This window comes from Lunatimonas sp. (assembly GCF_020832325.1).
In the GTDB taxonomy this organism is placed as follows: Bacteria; Bacteroidota; Bacteroidia; order Cytophagales; family Cyclobacteriaceae; genus Lunatimonas.
This window is the reverse complement of record NZ_JAFIEU010000036.1, coordinates 44,820-62,145: the sequence shown is the minus strand read 5'-3', so window position 1 is coordinate 62,145 and position 17,326 is coordinate 44,820. Positions and strand designations below refer to the sequence as shown.

At 47.8% G+C, this 17,326-nt stretch carries 10 protein-coding genes; 1 reads left to right on the top strand and 9 read right to left on the bottom strand.

Annotated features, from left to right (window positions below; translation table 11 throughout):
- Positions 1–372: 372 nt before the first annotated feature.
- The 7 genes from JJU34_RS13070 to JJU34_RS13040 all read right to left on the bottom strand — a co-directional run bounded on the left by JJU34_RS13070 (position 373) and on the right by JJU34_RS13040 (position 11,634).
- On the bottom strand, positions 373–882 hold the full coding sequence (locus tag JJU34_RS13070; protein ID WP_228692825.1) for a GNAT family N-acetyltransferase: 510 nt from the start codon (positions 880–882) through the stop codon (positions 373–375).
- 36 nt (positions 883–918) lie between these two features.
- Positions 919–2,487 carry an arylsulfatase gene (locus JJU34_RS13065; RefSeq protein ID WP_228692824.1) on the bottom strand — a complete coding sequence of 523 codons (1,569 nt, stop codon included), beginning with the start codon at positions 2,485–2,487 and terminating at the stop codon, positions 919–921.
- A 122-nt stretch (positions 2,488–2,609) separates the two neighbouring features.
- Positions 2,610–4,022, bottom strand: a complete 1,413-nt coding sequence (locus JJU34_RS13060) for a Gfo/Idh/MocA family oxidoreductase (RefSeq protein WP_228692823.1) — start codon at positions 4,020–4,022, stop codon at positions 2,610–2,612.
- Positions 4,023–4,122: 100 nt separating this feature from the next.
- Positions 4,123–4,962, bottom strand: coding sequence for a LamG domain-containing protein (locus tag JJU34_RS13055; protein ID WP_228692822.1), 840 nt, complete (start codon positions 4,960–4,962; stop codon positions 4,123–4,125).
- 119 nt (positions 4,963–5,081) lie between these two features.
- Positions 5,082–7,061, bottom strand: a complete 1,980-nt coding sequence (locus JJU34_RS13050) for a tetratricopeptide repeat-containing sensor histidine kinase (RefSeq protein WP_228692821.1) — start codon at positions 7,059–7,061, stop codon at positions 5,082–5,084.
- Positions 7,062–7,307: 246 nt separating this feature from the next.
- Positions 7,308–8,684 carry a Gfo/Idh/MocA family oxidoreductase gene (locus JJU34_RS13045; RefSeq protein ID WP_228692820.1) on the bottom strand — a complete coding sequence of 459 codons (1,377 nt, stop codon included), beginning with the start codon at positions 8,682–8,684 and terminating at the stop codon, positions 7,308–7,310.
- A 142-nt stretch (positions 8,685–8,826) separates the two neighbouring features.
- Positions 8,827–11,634 carry a DUF6797 domain-containing protein gene (locus JJU34_RS13040; RefSeq protein WP_228692819.1) on the bottom strand — a complete coding sequence of 936 codons (2,808 nt, stop codon included), beginning with the start codon at positions 11,632–11,634 and terminating at the stop codon, positions 8,827–8,829.
- A 259-nt stretch (positions 11,635–11,893) separates the two neighbouring features.
- Between JJU34_RS13040 and JJU34_RS13035 the strand changes: the two genes are divergently transcribed.
- Complete coding sequence (locus JJU34_RS13035; protein WP_228692818.1) at positions 11,894–14,374, top strand: TonB-dependent receptor; 2,481 nt, start codon at positions 11,894–11,896, stop codon at positions 14,372–14,374.
- 136 nt (positions 14,375–14,510) lie between these two features.
- Here the strand turns inward: JJU34_RS13035 and JJU34_RS13030 are convergent, their stop codons facing one another.
- Positions 14,511–16,673 (bottom strand): molybdopterin cofactor-binding domain-containing protein, encoded by a 2,163-nt coding sequence (locus JJU34_RS13030; RefSeq protein WP_228692817.1) that lies wholly within the window; start codon positions 16,671–16,673, stop codon positions 14,511–14,513.
- On the bottom strand, positions 16,670–17,137 hold the full coding sequence (locus JJU34_RS13025) for a (2Fe-2S)-binding protein (RefSeq protein ID WP_228692816.1): 468 nt from the start codon (positions 17,135–17,137) through the stop codon (positions 16,670–16,672). The genes JJU34_RS13030 and JJU34_RS13025 overlap by 4 nt, the downstream gene beginning before the upstream one ends.
- Between the last annotated feature and the right edge of the window lie 189 nt (positions 17,138–17,326).

The following is a 17,326-nucleotide window of genomic DNA, read 5'->3' as shown; positions in this document are numbered from 1 at the left end:
CGGTCACATGGAATCTCGCATGGTTGATAGTCATCCCAGTGTGTGACGGCTGCGTCATGCTCGATTTCATCTGTCTATAATTGTTTTTTAATGGTCAGATGGAATCTCGCATGGCGGATAGTCATCCCAGTGTGTGTCGCTTGCGTCGTGCTCGATTTCATCTGCATGTTTTATGCAGTGCTGACTATAAACGGCAGTCTTAAGGAGTTGTGTAAAAACATTGGCCTTATTATCTTAAAACGATATTTTTAAAGGATCTTCAAAAGGTGCAAACAGAGCTATTCCTCTCCGGACAGGGATACTTTTTGAACTTCGAAAAAAAGCCCTCAGAAAATGAATCCAGTTGCTTCTTTATCAATTTTCGAAAATTAGTCAGACGACAGTAATTAATTTCCAAATGAGTAGTGTATCTGTCTCTCCGACTTTGATGAATTTATTTTTTTGAAGAACTTTAAAAGAAGCTGTATTGGTTTTGTTTGTAGAAGCAACTATTGATTTTACGAATGGTTGGGTTTTAGCCCACTCGATAATTCCGCCAACCATTTCTGTCATAAATCCCTTTCCTTGGAATTCGTCATAAGTTCCATAACCAATTTCTATTTCTCCAGCTTCGTTTGGTTCACCAACTATACATAAGTCTCCAACCATTTTGTTTTCAGCTTTAAAAATTGCTGTCCAAAGTGTGGAGAATAGATAGTTTTTTGTTTCGTCCGCTACGTTTGGCAAAATTGTTTGTTCCAATGCTTCTTTTAGTTCCGGCGAGACTGTCCTGGAAGTTTCATTCAAATTCAGTTCAGCCTCTAACGAATTGTCGCATTTGATGTATTTTATCAACTGGTCGTAAGTCAATGGCTTTAAAATTAGTCTTGTGGTTTCTATCATATACATTCTATCTGAAGCATCCAAAAATCACTCCCCCTACTTCCCGCGGATCTGTTCAAGTTTGGAAGCCAGTTCGTTTACGACATCCGGAAGCTGGACATAGCGGTTTTCTTGCTCCGAAGGGTCTAGCGTTTCATCGTACAGCTGACCGGCGGGATCGCCCTCTCCGGGGGTAACGATGGCGGGATCGGTAAATCCACCGGATCCCAGCCCCTCTATGTATTTCCAGCCACCACTTCGAATGCTATAAAGATTCCGGGAGGAATGATGGACCATTTCGGTTCGCATACCCTCATCTCCCGTTCCTCGCAGCAAGGACCAAAAAGACTGACTATCCTCCGCTTGCCCCTCTCCCGGTGCAGTCTCTGTCATCTCGGAAAAGGTCGCGGAAAAATCCGTCAAACTGATCAACGCATCCGAGGAACGGCCCGCAGCGATCACTCCAGGCCATCGGGCAATCAACGGTACCCGATGGCCTCCGTCCCAGACATCTCCCTTCTGACCCCTCCGCCCTGCATTGGAATCATGATTGTGTAGTTCAATTTCTGATTCAGGCCAGTACGCTCCGTTGTCACTTGCAAAGAGCAGCAGGGTTTGATCTGCAATGCCTTGCTGCTCCAACTCCTCCATAACCCGACCCACCAATTGGTCTATATCCAGCACAAAGTCACCATAAACGCCCGCACCGGATTTCCCTTGGTTTTCGGGTGAGGGCAACCATGGGGTGTGAGGTCCAGTAAGGGGCAAATAGAGAAAAAACGGGTCAGCTACTCCCATAGAGACATGCTGCCTAATAAAGGAAAGCCCCTCTCCAAGAATGGTGGCATGGCAGTCTTCCACACGGAAGTCGGTAGACATTTCCCCTTCCCTCCACCAGACACCTTTTTGCCAATAAATGGCCAACTCATCCGAGTGCTTTTTATCCCAGGAAAACTCCGTATCCTCCCGTCGGCGGGGATATACCGAAGAGGTCAGCACAACGTTCGGGTTAACCACCTCGTGATTTCTAAGAAAAACATAGGGCGGAATATCCAGGGAGGCGGGGTGGATGAAAGAATAATCAAACCCCACATCTCCGGGGCCCTCTGTCACAGGCAAGGAATAGGCAACATTCGACAGCCCGGACCCATGCACCATGGTAGGCGGCAATCCATCACGCGTTTGCCATCCCAATCCCAAATGCCATTTGCCCACAATACCGGTATGGTAACCTGAACGCTTCAGAAGTGAGGCAAGTGTTTCCCTTCCCTCCTCTACCACGGGACCCGCAAAGCCTCCTATGCCATAAGCAGCCGCTGCTGATCGGAACGCATACCTTCCTGTTAGCAGTCCATACCTCGACGGAGTACAGACCGAAGCACTGGCATGGGCCCGTGTGAAATGCATACCCTCCCTTACCATTCGGTCCAAATGAGGTGTAGTGATTTTTGAAGAGGCGTTCAACGCGCTGATATCGCCATATCCCATGTCATCTGCAAAGATGAGGACAATATGGGGTCTGTGCGGCATGTCGGTACCATCCCGTTGGGCATCGCAGGAACCCAAGAAACCTCCCAATAAAAGAAAAAACGGGGACAGGAAAGAAAAAGGAACAAGCCGCTTCATATCAAAGGATGGGATTTGAGGCCGACAGAAGCTCGGCCAATGGATGAAATAGAAAAAAATCCACAATCACCTATCACAAGGCATTGTGGACTTTTAGGTTAATCTGCTATGAACAGCCTGTACTATACGCGGTAATATTGCTCCCATCCCTTTCGGGGAGGTGGGCCGATCAGCATAGCATTTGCCAAGGGATTGTTCACTACCTTTTTGGTTTCGCGGTCAAAGACGATCTTGGTATTCATCTGCTGTGCCAATACACCCAAGCAGAACACCTGACTCAACGGACCGGCTATCTCAAAGGAGGATCGGCATTCTTCTTCACCCTTGCAGGCCTTGAGGAAATTGGCAAAGTGGTTGGAGGGACTCTCAGGCACCTCCGGAAGCTTGGAAGCCATGTCCTTTGCAGCCTCTTCCGGAATAATACTAAGTGTGCTGCCGTGGGATCCCCCCTTGAAGGTAAGGTCTTTGCCGTAAATGATTTTACCCGGATTCAATCTCGCCGGCTGTAACTGCCCTGTGCTTGGCGGAGGGATATTGGGGTCCAACTCGGAAACACCGTATCCATCCGGAACTGCCGGGATATTATTGACACCGTCGTACCAAGTGATGGTACAGGCTGGCATGCCATTTCGCTCGGGAAACTTAAAATCTAGCGTGGTTGCCATGGGAAAAAAGAATGGATTGTGTCCATCCAACTTGACAGGGTTCACCTCATACGGCAATCCTAACTCCAGAAACTCGTGGGCAGTATCCATGATATGCGCCCCCCAGTCTCCCAAGGCGCCCATTCCAAACTGGTACCAACAACGCCACTGACCTTCGTGAAAATCCTTGTGGAAATCATGATGCTCTATGGCCGACAACCAAGTATCCCAGTCCATTGTAGACGGCTTGGACTGCCCGGCAGGATAAGCCGCCATGTTGACGTCCCAATCATGCCAGCGACGTTTGCCGTTCATGTGAGCAGTCATCGCAGTTACGTCTTTGATGATACCAGCTTCTTTCCAGGCTTTGAACTGGAAGTAATTTCCTTCCGAATGCCCTTGATTTCCCATTTGGGTAGCCACTTTGTATTTTTTAGCCCCCTCCATCATCAATTCTACTTCCTGAAAAGTCCGCGCCATGGGCTTTTCCACGTACACGTGCTTACCCAAGGCCATCGCATGCATGGTGATGGGGAAGTGGGAAAAATCTGGGGTTCCAACTGTTACCGCTTCGATTTGATTCCCCATTTTGTCAAACATGACACGGAAATCCTGAAAACGGGGAACATCGGGAAACATATCTATCACAGCTTTGGTATGGGGAGCTCCCATATCCACATCGCAAAGGGCAACTACATTAGCCAGTCCGGTAGCATGCAGCGCCCGGATGATCTCGCCACCACGATGTCCGATGCCGCAACAAGCTAAGTTTACCTTGTCACTCGGTGCCACGTGTCCCAGCGGCTTCCCTAGCACCATCGAAGGGATTAAGGAAATACCCGCAGCACCTAGGGCTCCGGTTTTGATAAAACTTCTTCGGTTTTTATTCATACGTAGGTCAATAAATTTTGGGTAATCGATTTTGAATAGGCAGTATAACAAATATTTTCTAAAAAGAGATATTTTTTCTTGCCAATCGACACTACTTGCCCTAGAAACCTATTCCCTTCCTATACAGCCGGCGCATAGCCTTTTCATCCAGCGCCTCGTCGAAAACGGCCAAACCACTGATTTGACCTACAAACTGATTCGTCATCTTACCTATCACCGAGTTGGCTCCAACCGTGAAGTCCGCCCCATCTTCCCCACCGTCAAAAATCCCTTCCTCGTAGGGGAATGGGTTAGTAAGTGCATGGGCACTTAGTGCTCCATCTTTAAAGACCTTGATTTGCTTGCCATCGTAGGCGAGGGCGATCATGGCCCATTCACCGGTGGCCACCTCCTCATCACTGCTTGCGTAGGAGATCCAAGCTATTTGACCGGGGGTTTTGCCCCCAGTTGCGGAAATATGCCCGTGTATCCGTCCATTCGTGGGGTATCGCTTCATCTCGTCGTGGTGTGTTTTACTGGCCGCATTCAAAAATAAGTAGTATTGCCGTTTCTCCCGTGTCTCGTCCCAGACACCCCCTATGGCCTGCCAATATTTTTCGGAGTCTTTTTTCACCCAAGCGACCACTGTCACCGCTGCATCCTTTCCGTAGATGTTCAATTTACCGAGCTCACCTCTCGGAATGTAGAACCAGGTACTGTCTTTAATGTAGGCAGAACTCTTGGCAATAGGTCCTTCAGATATCCGCTCAATGGGTACAGTGCCCTCCAAAAGGTGGTATTGTTCATCATTTTGAAATGATTTGGAAACCCTTGGCTGACCTGCATCCTCCGAAAAATCCCAAAAAGCCAACAAGTGGCGCTTTATCACCTTGGTCTGGGAATAGGCTACCGATTGAAGACCGAGCGCACCAATCAGTACCAAAAACAGCATACGTTTCATACTTTTTTAGGTAAATATATGCGTTTTGACAGGGACTTGAAAAATGGACCTACAGTAATCTATCCCCAAAAAAGTCAGTAAATTGATTATCAGCAATAACCGTTCATTCATAACAGAGGCTACGCCGGTGATTCATTCAAGGGCAATTCCACAAAAAAAGTGGACCCTTTTCCGTCTTCACTTTCAAACCAAATCCTACCCCCATGCGCTTTCACAATCTGTTTTGAAATGGCCAGTCCCATACCGTGAGGGGTCTCACCATCCGTGCCATAGCGCTTGCTGTTCGTGAAGAGCTCAAACAAGGTATCCTTTAACTTATCCGGAATGCCTATTCCATGATCCTGTATGGAAATCAACGCACGGTCGACTTTCTTTACCAGCTGTATATGTATGTTCCCTCCCTTGTGACTGAATTTTATCGCGTTAGCGATCAGGTTACTGACTACCCGCCACATTTTCTCTCTACTGATCCAGGCTTTGACTGGCTCGGTAGAAAGCGTAATTTGCTGCTGCTTTTCCTCTGCTTTGAAGCGAAGCAGGTCTGCACAGTAATTCAGCATACGCTCCAGATCTACTTCCTCCTTTTGTAGCCCCTCGATCCCCCGGTTTACCTGCAGCATCTCTGAAACCAGGTTCAGAGAATTATTACCTGATATCTTTATATGTTCGATTAAAGTACGGTCCTCCTCTGACCAGTTCCCGCTTTCCAACAATACATCGGCAATCATGGTCATGCTGCTGATGGGGCTTCGAAGATCGTGCGCCACGATGTGCATCATGCGGGAATTTTCTGCATGGCTTTGCTCCAATGCACCTAGCGCATCCTGCAACTCAATGTTTTGCTGGCTGATTTGCCGATTTATTGCCCGAAATCTTCTGAGGTGATAGCCTACGTTGACTAAAAAGCCAACTGCTACCACCAAGAAAATCAACGTACCCAAAAGGTAGATATTCTTAATTTCGTTTTCGCGACTGATAATGGCAATTTCGTATTGTTGTTCCGTAACCCGAAATGCTTCCTCCATATCCAAGTACCGAGAAGCCTCTGCAGACCGCTCGTTTTCCTCGTATAGTTTGGTGTAAGCACTCAAATCCCGATAGGCGAGTATTTCCTCATCGATAGCGTCGTAATACCGCCAACGCAATCTGAGAAACCGCGATAGGATATCGAAGTAACTGGTGTTTTTGAGGGTAATTCGGCCGATGGAGGAATCCAGTTCATCGATCAACCGTTTCGCACTAGAGAGATTACCCTGATCAAGGTAAAGACCCGCGAGCTTTATCTTGGCCGTCCTCGCATCGGGAATATCATATTCGGGTCTATCGTTGATCTCTATACTTCGCAACAGTGCTTTTTCTGCATTTTCAACGTACCCTAACTTGGCAAGTACACCCCCAAGATTTCCAAGCACAACGCCCTCGGCGACTTCCAGAAAATGATATTCCAGTGGTTGGGACTTTTTTGGATAGGTGGCCACCCTACTATTGATAAAATCCTTTGCCTTTTCATAATAAAAAACAGCACTGTCCAGTTTATCTAATTTTTCATAAGAAAGAGCGATCGTGGTCAGGTACCTTTGGGGATCCATCACAACAACATTAAAAGACTCATCGGGACCACAGGTAGCCACCTCTTCTACCGCTTGTAGGAAATAATCGATTGCCTGGTCAAACTGCCGTTGATTGTACTTAAATAATCCGAGCTGATACGTCAGGTCGGCAGTGGTACATAGTGGTAGGTGATTCTTTGCGAACTCCCTCCCATTGTAATAACTCCTGAACGCATCAAAAAACATCTTTCTTCCTTTTAGGATATCCCCTTCGATGAAGAAATTACGTGAATATTCCACCTTATATACCTGCTCCTTTCCCTTCAATACCAAGTCCATGCTGTCCTTATAGGCCTTGGCCATATCTAGATCCTGGTTAAAGTTAATGTAAAACAAGGCAATATGCAGGTACTTGTTCCACTGCTCTAGCGAATTCAGGCCCGAAAATTGGCTGTAAAGCGAATCCAAATAGGCGGGGTAATTGGGCAATGCCCCGGAATTTAATAGCCGATTACTCGAATGGTATAGCTCGTAAATCTCCGGTCTCATAGGTTCATATTCCTCTTGCGTAGCATCACAGCCGAAAAGAAAGCAACCCAGAAATAAAAATATACCACTTGCTATTAGAGACTTAACCATTTCAGAGAATCAACTATCTTGCGAACAAAAATCAATTTTTAAAAATAGCACAAATTTAAATATCACGCATATATATGCCAAAAATATGATGGGGTGGCCAACAGCCACCCCATGAATCCCTGCGGCTAATTTCCAGCCTGTTAACGTCCATCCACCTCAACTGAACCCTTTTACTTCCCAGCCCTTACGGTATGGTCGGCTTAGGTGCTTTTCAGCGGCGGGCAAATTGCTGATCTTCATTTTTTTCGCATCCCACTTCAACAACTTGCCGGGTTCACGCAAAGCGACCGTCCCCAGTATAATCGCTTCGGTCATGGGACCAGATTGATTGAAATGGCTCTCTGTACGTGTCCTGCCCAAACAGGCATCCACAAAATGATGGTAATGATCCCTATCTTCTAACGATGACTCCTTCACGTGACTAAATTTGGTTTCAGGCAACAACACCGGCATTTTGGTATGGGGTATTAACAAGGCCCCTTCGGTACCGATCAGCATGGCCGACTCAGCGGGATAATCTTCCACAGAAAATAAAGCCCTCACTTCCTCGGGAGGATAAAACTCGCCATCAAACCATTCTACCTGCAATTGCTTGTCTGCTGTCAGGGAATTTCCCGGAAACATCCAGGTGATATGGTTGGATTGGGGCCATGTATCGGCCATCCGTTCAGGGGATTGCTGCCAAGAATCCTGTACTCGCGCAATTACCGATACAGGATCTTTCAATCCCATCCCCTTCCAAACTGCATCAAAAATATGGCAGCCGATATCGCCGGACCATCCCGTGCCGAAGTCCTGCCACGCACGCCACTTGGAGGGATGGTAAATTGTGGGGGAATAGTCGCGCATAGGGGCTGTACCTACCCAAAGATCCCAATTTAAATGAGCAGGTGCGGGCTCACCTTGAGCAGGTCTGGGCCCTTTGTAACGGTAAGCCTCCGTTGCTCCTGGACGGTTTGAGCAAAGGTAAACGTTTTTTATTTTTCCGATATGGCCCTCTTTGATCCATTGCACCGCGGTGCGATCACCCTTACCGGAGGCATGTTGGGTTCCCAATTGGCTAACAATGCCCGCCTTATCTGCAGCACGGGTCAAAGCCCTGACTTCCGCCACGTCGTGGCACATCGGCTTTTGGCAATACACATGCTTTCCCAACCGAATGGACTCATAGGATATGGCAAAGTGGTTATGATCCGGCACACTGACATTGATGGAATCGAAATTGCTGGACTCTGCTTTCAACAGCTCGCGCCAATCGGAATAGGCTTTTGCATTGGGCAACGCTTCGGCTGCTCTCTTGAGGTGATTGGCATCCACATCGCATATCGCTACGATCTCTACATCACTGTGGGCCATAAACCGGTTCAAATCATGCCATCCCATACCCCCTACTCCCACAGCTACATGTCGCAACTTGCCATTTCGGCTTGCTGCGTTTGCGGGAAGGGACATCAATATGGGAGGCGTAAGGGCTGCCAAGGCAGCTTGTTGAATAAATCGGCGCCGGGAGGCACCTGTAAAATCTTTGTTCATAGAGAAGGCTTCAATAAGGTTATTGGGATTGTTACAAGATGAATTTAAAAATAAAATTCGGAGAAACAGCTGCAAAAATAAAAAAATCGAACAGGGATTTTTTTAACGGCTAAACCCCTGTTCGACTGGAATAATGCTTGCTCTAAAGAGACTTGATATACATAATCAACGAGGATACATCATTTTCTGACAAAACACCCAAAAACGAAGGCATACCTTCATCGTACCCCTCTACGATTTTCTTGCTGGGCTCTATGATAGACTCTTCGAGATACGCTTCGTCAGCTACCACGGGCTCCCCATCCTTTACGGGCCGTTCTTTTCCGTAGATACCCTTCATGCCGGGGCCAATTCGGCCCTCATTGTTACCATCGATCGAATGGCAGGCTATACAATTCATCTTGGCATACAACTGACGGCCATGTTCCAATGAAGCCGTTCCCTCTTCACGCACAGCTGTCAACGTAAAATCCGTGTTTTCCAATATTTCCTCTAAATCCACCGAATTGAATCCCTCCGCTAGTAGGTTTGGCTTTGCCAGATCGTTTACCGTAAACCACAGCTTATCATCCAAAGACATACCGCTCTTCGCAGCAATTTGGTATCCTACTTCCATTTGCATGACTTCGGTCATGTGCGGGACGACCAAAAAAACAGCTCTTCGATCTTCGGATAGCTCAACTGCCAAAACCGGAAGCTGCTCCTCTCCATCCTCACCGTTCAATTTGTAATGGCCGGAACCGTATTTACCACTTCGGTGGTAGTTCCAACGCTTTACCGAGTAATTGGTCACGTCCGTTGCGGAAGATTCGTCAAGTTCGGTGGCAAAGCGTATCATCACACCTCCTTCTCTGGCCTGGAATTTTTCGGGCAGATGGCTCTCCATTCCGGTATACCTGAGCCGCAACATCGCTGTCAATACATCGGATTTATGGCCCCAAAGTGCGAAGCCAGCTAGGTACATCAACCCATCGCCTGGATTGATCTCCGCCTTCATGGTGGGTGCTGGATAGTCAGCATCAATAACTGTCACGGCCCCTTGCAGTGCTTTGCCCGTATCATCTACCAATACCTGAAACAATCCCGGCCTACCATACGATAGGTGCACCATCTTGCCATTTAGTGGGCCCATCTGATCACTATGTACCCACACCTGACTAACACCCGACCGATCCTCTGCATGAGGTATCCAGGTAAGCGGTGGGGTGATCTCGGGCAGTTCCGGCAAATGCGACGTGGCCGATACACCATAATAGTCGCCTTGTTTGATCATCATAATGGGCGTTGAGGGCATGTGGTGTCCCTGTTGATCGGAACCACTCAAGCTACCTGTTTTTGGGTCGATGCCCAAATAAGGTCCGCGGAATCCAGATGCGATCATCTCCATCTCGCGGCCAGTTGCCGACACCTTAAATACGGCCCCTCCATGCTGCGATCCAGCCCGGAATCCCATGATGGCCTTCGGAGAGGAGGTTTCCGGCCCCATATCCAGCGCACCGAATTTGGCAATGTAAAAACCACCTTTTGGATCTTTGACCATATCACTGGCCCATTCACGAGTTTCGATTGACTGCGCCATGATATTGGAAAAGTTTTCGTAAAAATCGGCTTCACCATCTTTATTAAGGTCGTGGAGTCGGACAATTCCCTCTTTGCCATACACATATATCTGCCCATCTACCACGGAAATCGATTGGGGCTCATACAGTCCGGAGGCAAACCTCTTCCAAGAAAGCCGATTTAGCTTGGCATTGATGCCCTCTAATATCCAGACATCGCCGTCAAAGGTCACCACCGCTGCCTTGCTTTTATCAAAAAAATCCAGATCAACCACCCGCACATTTCGATTCCACGGATTCGGTACCGGAAGTGTCAAGCGGTCCGTCACAAATAACGCGGTGTCTGGCGCCAACTCACCTTTGGTAAGTACCTTTTCCTTCCACCTAGCCGGAGACCCTTTTTCAATTGCAGGGATCGTAGGTTTGAAATCAACCAACAGATTGGCAAAATCACTACTTTCCGTAGCTGAACCGGTCCAAATGCCTACGCCAAAGTTCCTTTTTGTGTCGGAATTGGGAATGGAAAGATAGAGGATGCGGTCATCTTTCACCCGAAGCTGCAATCCGGCTACATCTCCTGCCAAGTTTACCGCTGTGACGCGGTCACCATCCGAGCCGTGAAAAATCTTTGCGGTATGTTCAGTGAGCTCCGAACGGGCTCCGTCCGTAACTTCAGCCAACACCACATGCAACTCCTCCCGATGTGACTCAATCTGAAAAGAGCGCGTAAATACCGTGCGGTCTACATTCTGAACCGAACCAGGCTTCTCCAAAATGGCTGTTCCTTTGACAGTATAGGCCAGTACCAATTCGTTTTCCGCCAAATAGTGTCCTTCCCACCTTGCTTCACGGACATCCAATGGTCCCCAAGAAGGTGCTCCGGGATATGGGTTGGCAGGTCTCGGGTCGATAAACTCCGGAGACCTACCTGAAAGCCATCCAGGATATTGGCCCGTAGCAAAATGGGGATCTCCTAAAATACGGGGGATCTTGTTGTTTTTATCGTAAAAGCTGTTGTAAGAAATCTGGGCCATGGTAACCATGGGCAGGAAATCACCGGTCCAAGCAACAGTCCAACGCAGCATATCCGGGTCGAAGGAAGCATAGGCGCGATCACCTACTTTGATAGCCAAAGCCCTCGCTGAGATATTATCGGTAGGAAAGCCTGACCCCAGCTCTCTCGCATCGATGGAAGTCGTGATATACGGAAAGTCTGGCTCCACAAAATCTCCAAACTCCACTTGATCAAAATCTACCTGGGTAATCTCCGGTTCCTGCTGCTTACAGCCTGCCGTCAGTATCAAGATAAGCAGCAATGCAATCAGTCGATCCGCGTAGCCTTCCCGCACCAGGAGCAACTTTTGATATAGAACGTTACTTGAAATATACATCTTATTTGAGATCGTTTTTCGATTAAATCTAAGCAAGTAAGCACCAAATCGCTTAATTTCAAAAATTTAAGCGGTGCAAAACCAAGAACAAACAGGTTTCCCGAAGAAAAAAAATCCCAGAACTGTCGATCCTTAACGGGATTTCGTCGAGTGATACCCAGATACTGCCTATTGCCACCCCCTCACTCATTTTTCAACTTAAACGATCTCAGCTACATGGTGTCTAACATTCAATTAACACCTCATAATCCAGCTCATCATGAACGTACTAAGATCCATTCTATTCATTGCCGTGCTTACCTTTGGCAGCCTAGAAAGAACCTATGCCCAACAGGCACCCCGCCAGGTAATCGGCCAAATTGTGGATAGCGAAACCCGTGAACCTGTAGGCTTCTCCACCGTTTCCCTCATCCGTTCTGAAGACGAATCTTTGGAATCCGGTGCGGTGGCGGATTTTGATGGTGAGTTTGTACTAACTGGCCTACGAGACGGCCTGTATAAGCTCAAGATCTCCTTTATGGGATACCAAGAACTAATAAGCGAAACCTTTCAAGTGGCGGAAGACGTCTCCCCATCGATTCCGCTCATTTTTCACTTGGAACCTGCCCATATCTCATTGGATGAAGTGGTCATTACGGGCCAGCGGGACCTCTTTGAAGAAAAAGTGGATCGCACAATTTACCATGCCGAAAATGACAAAACACTTCTTGGCGGGGATGCTACGGATGTCATGCGTCGGGTACCAATGCTTTCAGTGGATATGGATGGCAATGTATCCATGCGGGGAAGCTCCAATATCCTGGTACTCATAGATGGCCGGCAGTCGGCAATCGTCGCATCCAACGTAGCAGATGCGTTGAAACAAATCCCCGCCGAGGAAATCAAATCTGTGGAAGTAATCACCTCCCCTTCCGCAAAATACGACGCAGAAGGCACAGGCGGCGTGATCAATATCATCACCAAGAAAAATAACCTGCAAGGATCCTCCCTGAATATCAACAGCTCTGCAGGCAACAGAAGCTCTACGCTAGGCCTGAATGGTAGCCTAAAGCAAGGAAATATGGGCTGGACTCTTGGTGGTTTTGGTCGTTCCATGTACAACGTGCTAGGATCTTTCTCCAACGAACAGACGCTTACCCAGCCCAACGGATCGCTCATGCAGGTGCTGCAGCAGGCGAATACAGGCACCAACATGCTTCTAGGCAGATACAACTTGGGGTGGGATTACGAGATCAATACGTATCACTTCTTATCGGCATCGGTTAGTTTTGGACTTCGTAACCGCGAAAACCTCCAGCAAAACCTCCTCACTGAAACCTATGTATCGGATGCCTTGATAAGCTCCCTATTAAGAAATGTGAGCACCAATGACCAGTCCAATAATGTGGATGCCAACTTTAACTACATCAAAACATTTGACCGCAAGGGCGAAGAATTTAGCCTGTCTACTCTCTACAGCGTAAGCAACCAATCCAACGCATTCGAAAACAGTCTGTATGGTGAAACCGCCGCAGAAGTAGTAAGCAGGATTCTAAATAACAACCTAAGCAAAAACGAAGAATTTACGGTGCAACTGGACTATATCAAGCCCCTGTCGGAAAACCAACTAGTGGAATTCGGCGCGAAGAACATCACCCGACAAGCGGAAAGTGACTTTATGTATTACACAGCAGAGGGCGCATCCGGGACCTTTCAGGAGTCAGCCAATCCTGCCCTCTCCAACAACTTCGCTTACAACCAGCAGGTAACCGCCGGATATGCTTCCTTTACCACCGATTTCCTCCAAGATTTCTCCTTTAAAGGGGGAGTACGGTATGAATACACCCACATCAACGCCAATTTCGGTACGATGGGTCAGGAAGCGAACATCCCCTCCTATGGGGTTTGGGTTCCCAGCGTTAATTTCAGCCATAAATTGACCACCGGGGAAATGATCAAAGCCGCCTACAACCGACGGGTACAGCGTCCGTTTCTGAACTTCCTGAACCCAAACCTCAACGCAGCCAACCCGCAGCAGGTATCTCAGGGAAATCCCTTGTTAAGCCCTGAACTTACCGACAATTGGGAACTTTCCTACAGCACAGCCTCTAAAACGGCCACTTTCAACTTCACTACCTACTTCCGAAATACCACGGGATCCATTCAGCCAGTCAGAACAGTGACCGGCCAAGACGTGATTTTCACCACCTTTGAAAATATTGGCTACGAAAAAACAGTAGGCCTGTCGGTTTTTTCCAATATCAACCTCACCAGCAAATTGACTGTGAACGGAAGCATAGACGGATATTATGCCACATTAAACAACGGTCTGACCGATCCCTTGTACGCGGCATTTAACTCAGGCTTCGTTCTGAGCGGCAGAGGAATGGCCAGCTACCAACTGCCCAACAAATGGCAAATTCAAGCCTTTGGATTCGCTCGTGGCCAGCAGGTTCAGCTTCAGGGGCAAGCCGGTGGATTGGCGATTTATAACCTTAACATCAACAAGCAATTCAACGAAAACCGGGGAAGCATTGGGTTTGGATTCGAAAACTTCCTTACCAAAGAGTTTACCATGAAAAATGAACTTATCACTCCGACCATCCTGCAACAAAGCACCATAGGCATGCAAAATGCGGGATTCCGCATCAACTTCACCTACAAAATCGGAAAACTCACCACCGATAAAAACACAAAAAAAGCAAAGGCCGTCACCAACGATGACGTAAAAGGAAGCCTCAACAACAGCTCGATGGACTAAAAACCCTATAAAGCTTTTACACGGGGCGAAAAAAAGGATGCCCATCCTTCCTTACAACGTTGAAAAAACTCCTAATACCAAAAATGCCATCTTGTAACAAGATGGCATTTTTGGTTGATCTATCGAACTAGCTCCATTAGGCCCGCTGACCCAAGTTGAATTCCTTCAATTCCTCCTGTTCGATAAATGGCTGATTTCGAAGTCTTTTTCCCGTAGCCCAATAAATGGCGTTGGAGATCGCTCCACCAGTGGGTGGAAGTGCAGGTTCTCCCAGCCCAGTGGGGTCTATGCCATTGTCCACAAAGTGGGTCTCTATTTCAGGTATTTCCTTCATACGGATCAATCGGTAGCTGTCGAAATTCTTTTGCTCCGCCAGGCCGTTTTTGATGGTCATATTCGTGTACATGGCATGGCCCATGCCATCCACCATGCCACCCCGCACCTGCTGATCAGCACCAGTAGGATTTACCACGATACCACAGTCGGTCACCGCATATATTTTTTCCAACACCGGATTTCCCTGATTCATGCGAACTTCAGCGACTTGCGCCACATAGGACCGGTGCGAGAAATAAACGGAAAAGCCCTGAGCCACACCGTTTTTCTTGCCCCATCCAGACTTTTCAGCTGCCAGTTCTACCACGCCCCTCATTCGGTCCACATCGTAATGTATACTTCCTACCGGGTTATTTTTTGCTCGGTCCAGCAATTCCAACCGAAATTGAACCGGGTCTTTACCAGCGGCTTCCGCCACTTCGTCTATGAAGGACTGCTCTGCAAAGGCCAGGAAATTCGTAATGGGGGCTCTCCAAGCATTTGTCGTGATGTGGGACTTGTAGTCGATGGACTCGATAAGCAGGTTATCTACTGAACCGGAAGGGAAGTTGTTTTCCCGGGTAGTGTTTCCTGCATTTAATCCAACCCCTTTCAGTTTGTACCCTATAAGCTTATTGTTAGCATCCAATGCCGCCTCAAATCGATACTTGACAGCCGGACGGTATGCACCTCCCGTATTGTCATCTTCTCTGGTCCAAATTAGCTTCACAGGCGCATTGACCAACTTGGAAACGTGTACCGCCTCCTCCACGAAGTCAGCTCGAAGCCGTCGTCCAAATCCACCTCCCAGGCGGGTCATTTCCACGGTGACCTTTTCGGGATCAACACCTGCAATCTCCGCCGCTGCTGCCTTGGCGCGGTCTGGGGTTTGGGTAGGACCAACCAATTCCACTCCGTCAGCCCTTACATGGGCAAAGAAATTCATTGGCTCCATGGGCGAGTGGGATAGAAACGGACACTGAAATTCGCTTTTTATCACCTTGGCAGCATTTCGGAAGGCGGCGTTTACGTCACCATCCTTACGCATTACTTGTGCCTTTCCATTATTCAGCAGATCGTCAAAGATCTTATTGTGCATTTCTGTACTTTCCAATTCCCCATCTATGGGCTCATACTGAATGTTAAGCAGCTTCCTTGCTTTCATGAGGGGCCAGGTCGAAGTGCCCACCACTGCTACATTGTCATTAAATGAAACGACATCGGTGATGCCATTTACTCCTTTTGCTGCATCCGCATCGAAGGACTTAATCTTCATCCCAAAAGGAGGACGTTGTACCATGGCGTGTTTCATCCCATCCCGATAGATATCCAGGCCATACAGCGGCTTACCCGTAAACATGGCCTTATTGTCCACGTTTTTCACCGGGGTACCGATGATTTTAAAGTCTTTGATATCCTTCAGCGGCACATCCTCCGGCACGGTCATGGTAGCGGCTTCGGTAGCCAGTTCACCGTAACCCAATTTTTTTCCACTACTGCTGTGAATCACTTGACCCTTATCGGTCGTCAAGCTAGCAATATCTACATCCAACCGTTTGGCAGCGGCTTCCAGAAGCATCCTTCGGGCCGTCGCACCGGCTTTTCGGAGCCGTTCCCAAGAGTGGGGCATGGCACCGGAACCTCCGGTAACCTGTCGGTCGTATTTTTCATTGTCCAAAAAGGCCTGCATGACTCGGACTTTTGCCCAATCTGCATCCAACTCTTCCGCTACAATCATCGGGAAAGAGGTTTTGATGTTTTGGCCGAGTTCCGGGTTGGGTGAGAAAATCACCACATGTCCGTCGGGAGCAATGGACAAAAATGCGTTGTAATTAACTGCCTGAGCCATCAGTTCCTCGTCCGTCACCACCTGCATTTTTGGTGAATCACAACCGGAAAAATGGAAGCCCAGCAAAAGGCCACCACTGGCTGTGGCTGCAATTTTCAGGAAATCTCTTCTATTGGTCTTTAGTTGTGTGCTCATGATCTGGTGGTTTTAGAGGCGGCGAGTAGGACTGCTTCTTTGATTCGGTGGTAGGTGCCACAGCGGCAGATATTGCCATTCATGGCTTCCACCACGTCTTCCTCGCTTGGCGAAGGATTCTTTTTCAGAAACGCCGCTGCAGTCATGATTTGCCCTGCTTGGCAATAGCCACACTGCGCGACGTCTACTTCTTCCCATGCTCTTTGCACAGGATGGTCTCCCTCTTCGGACAGACCCTCGATGGTGGTGATTTTTTCGGTGCCTACAGCAGAAACCGGATAGGTGCAGGATTTGACCGCATTGTCGTTTACATGGACCGTGCAAGCTCCGCATTGGGAAATGCCGCAGGAATACTTGGTTCCTACCAGGCCCAAATGATCACGGAGCACCCACAAAAGTGGGGTATCCTCATCCACATCAACCTGATAGTTCTTTCCGTTGATTTGCAAGTTGTAGTTAGCCATTTTTTAGAATCTATTGTTTAATCAGTAAATTAAAAAATTATCCAATTGTTTTCAAATAAACGACCGCTTTTAAACCTAATTTAATTTCAATCTATATTACGCCAGTCCTAAGGCCTCCAGTGGAGTTATAAAATCATATTTTTTTAAATAGCCTTCTAAAATATCGAAACTATGTTTGAAATCCGGATT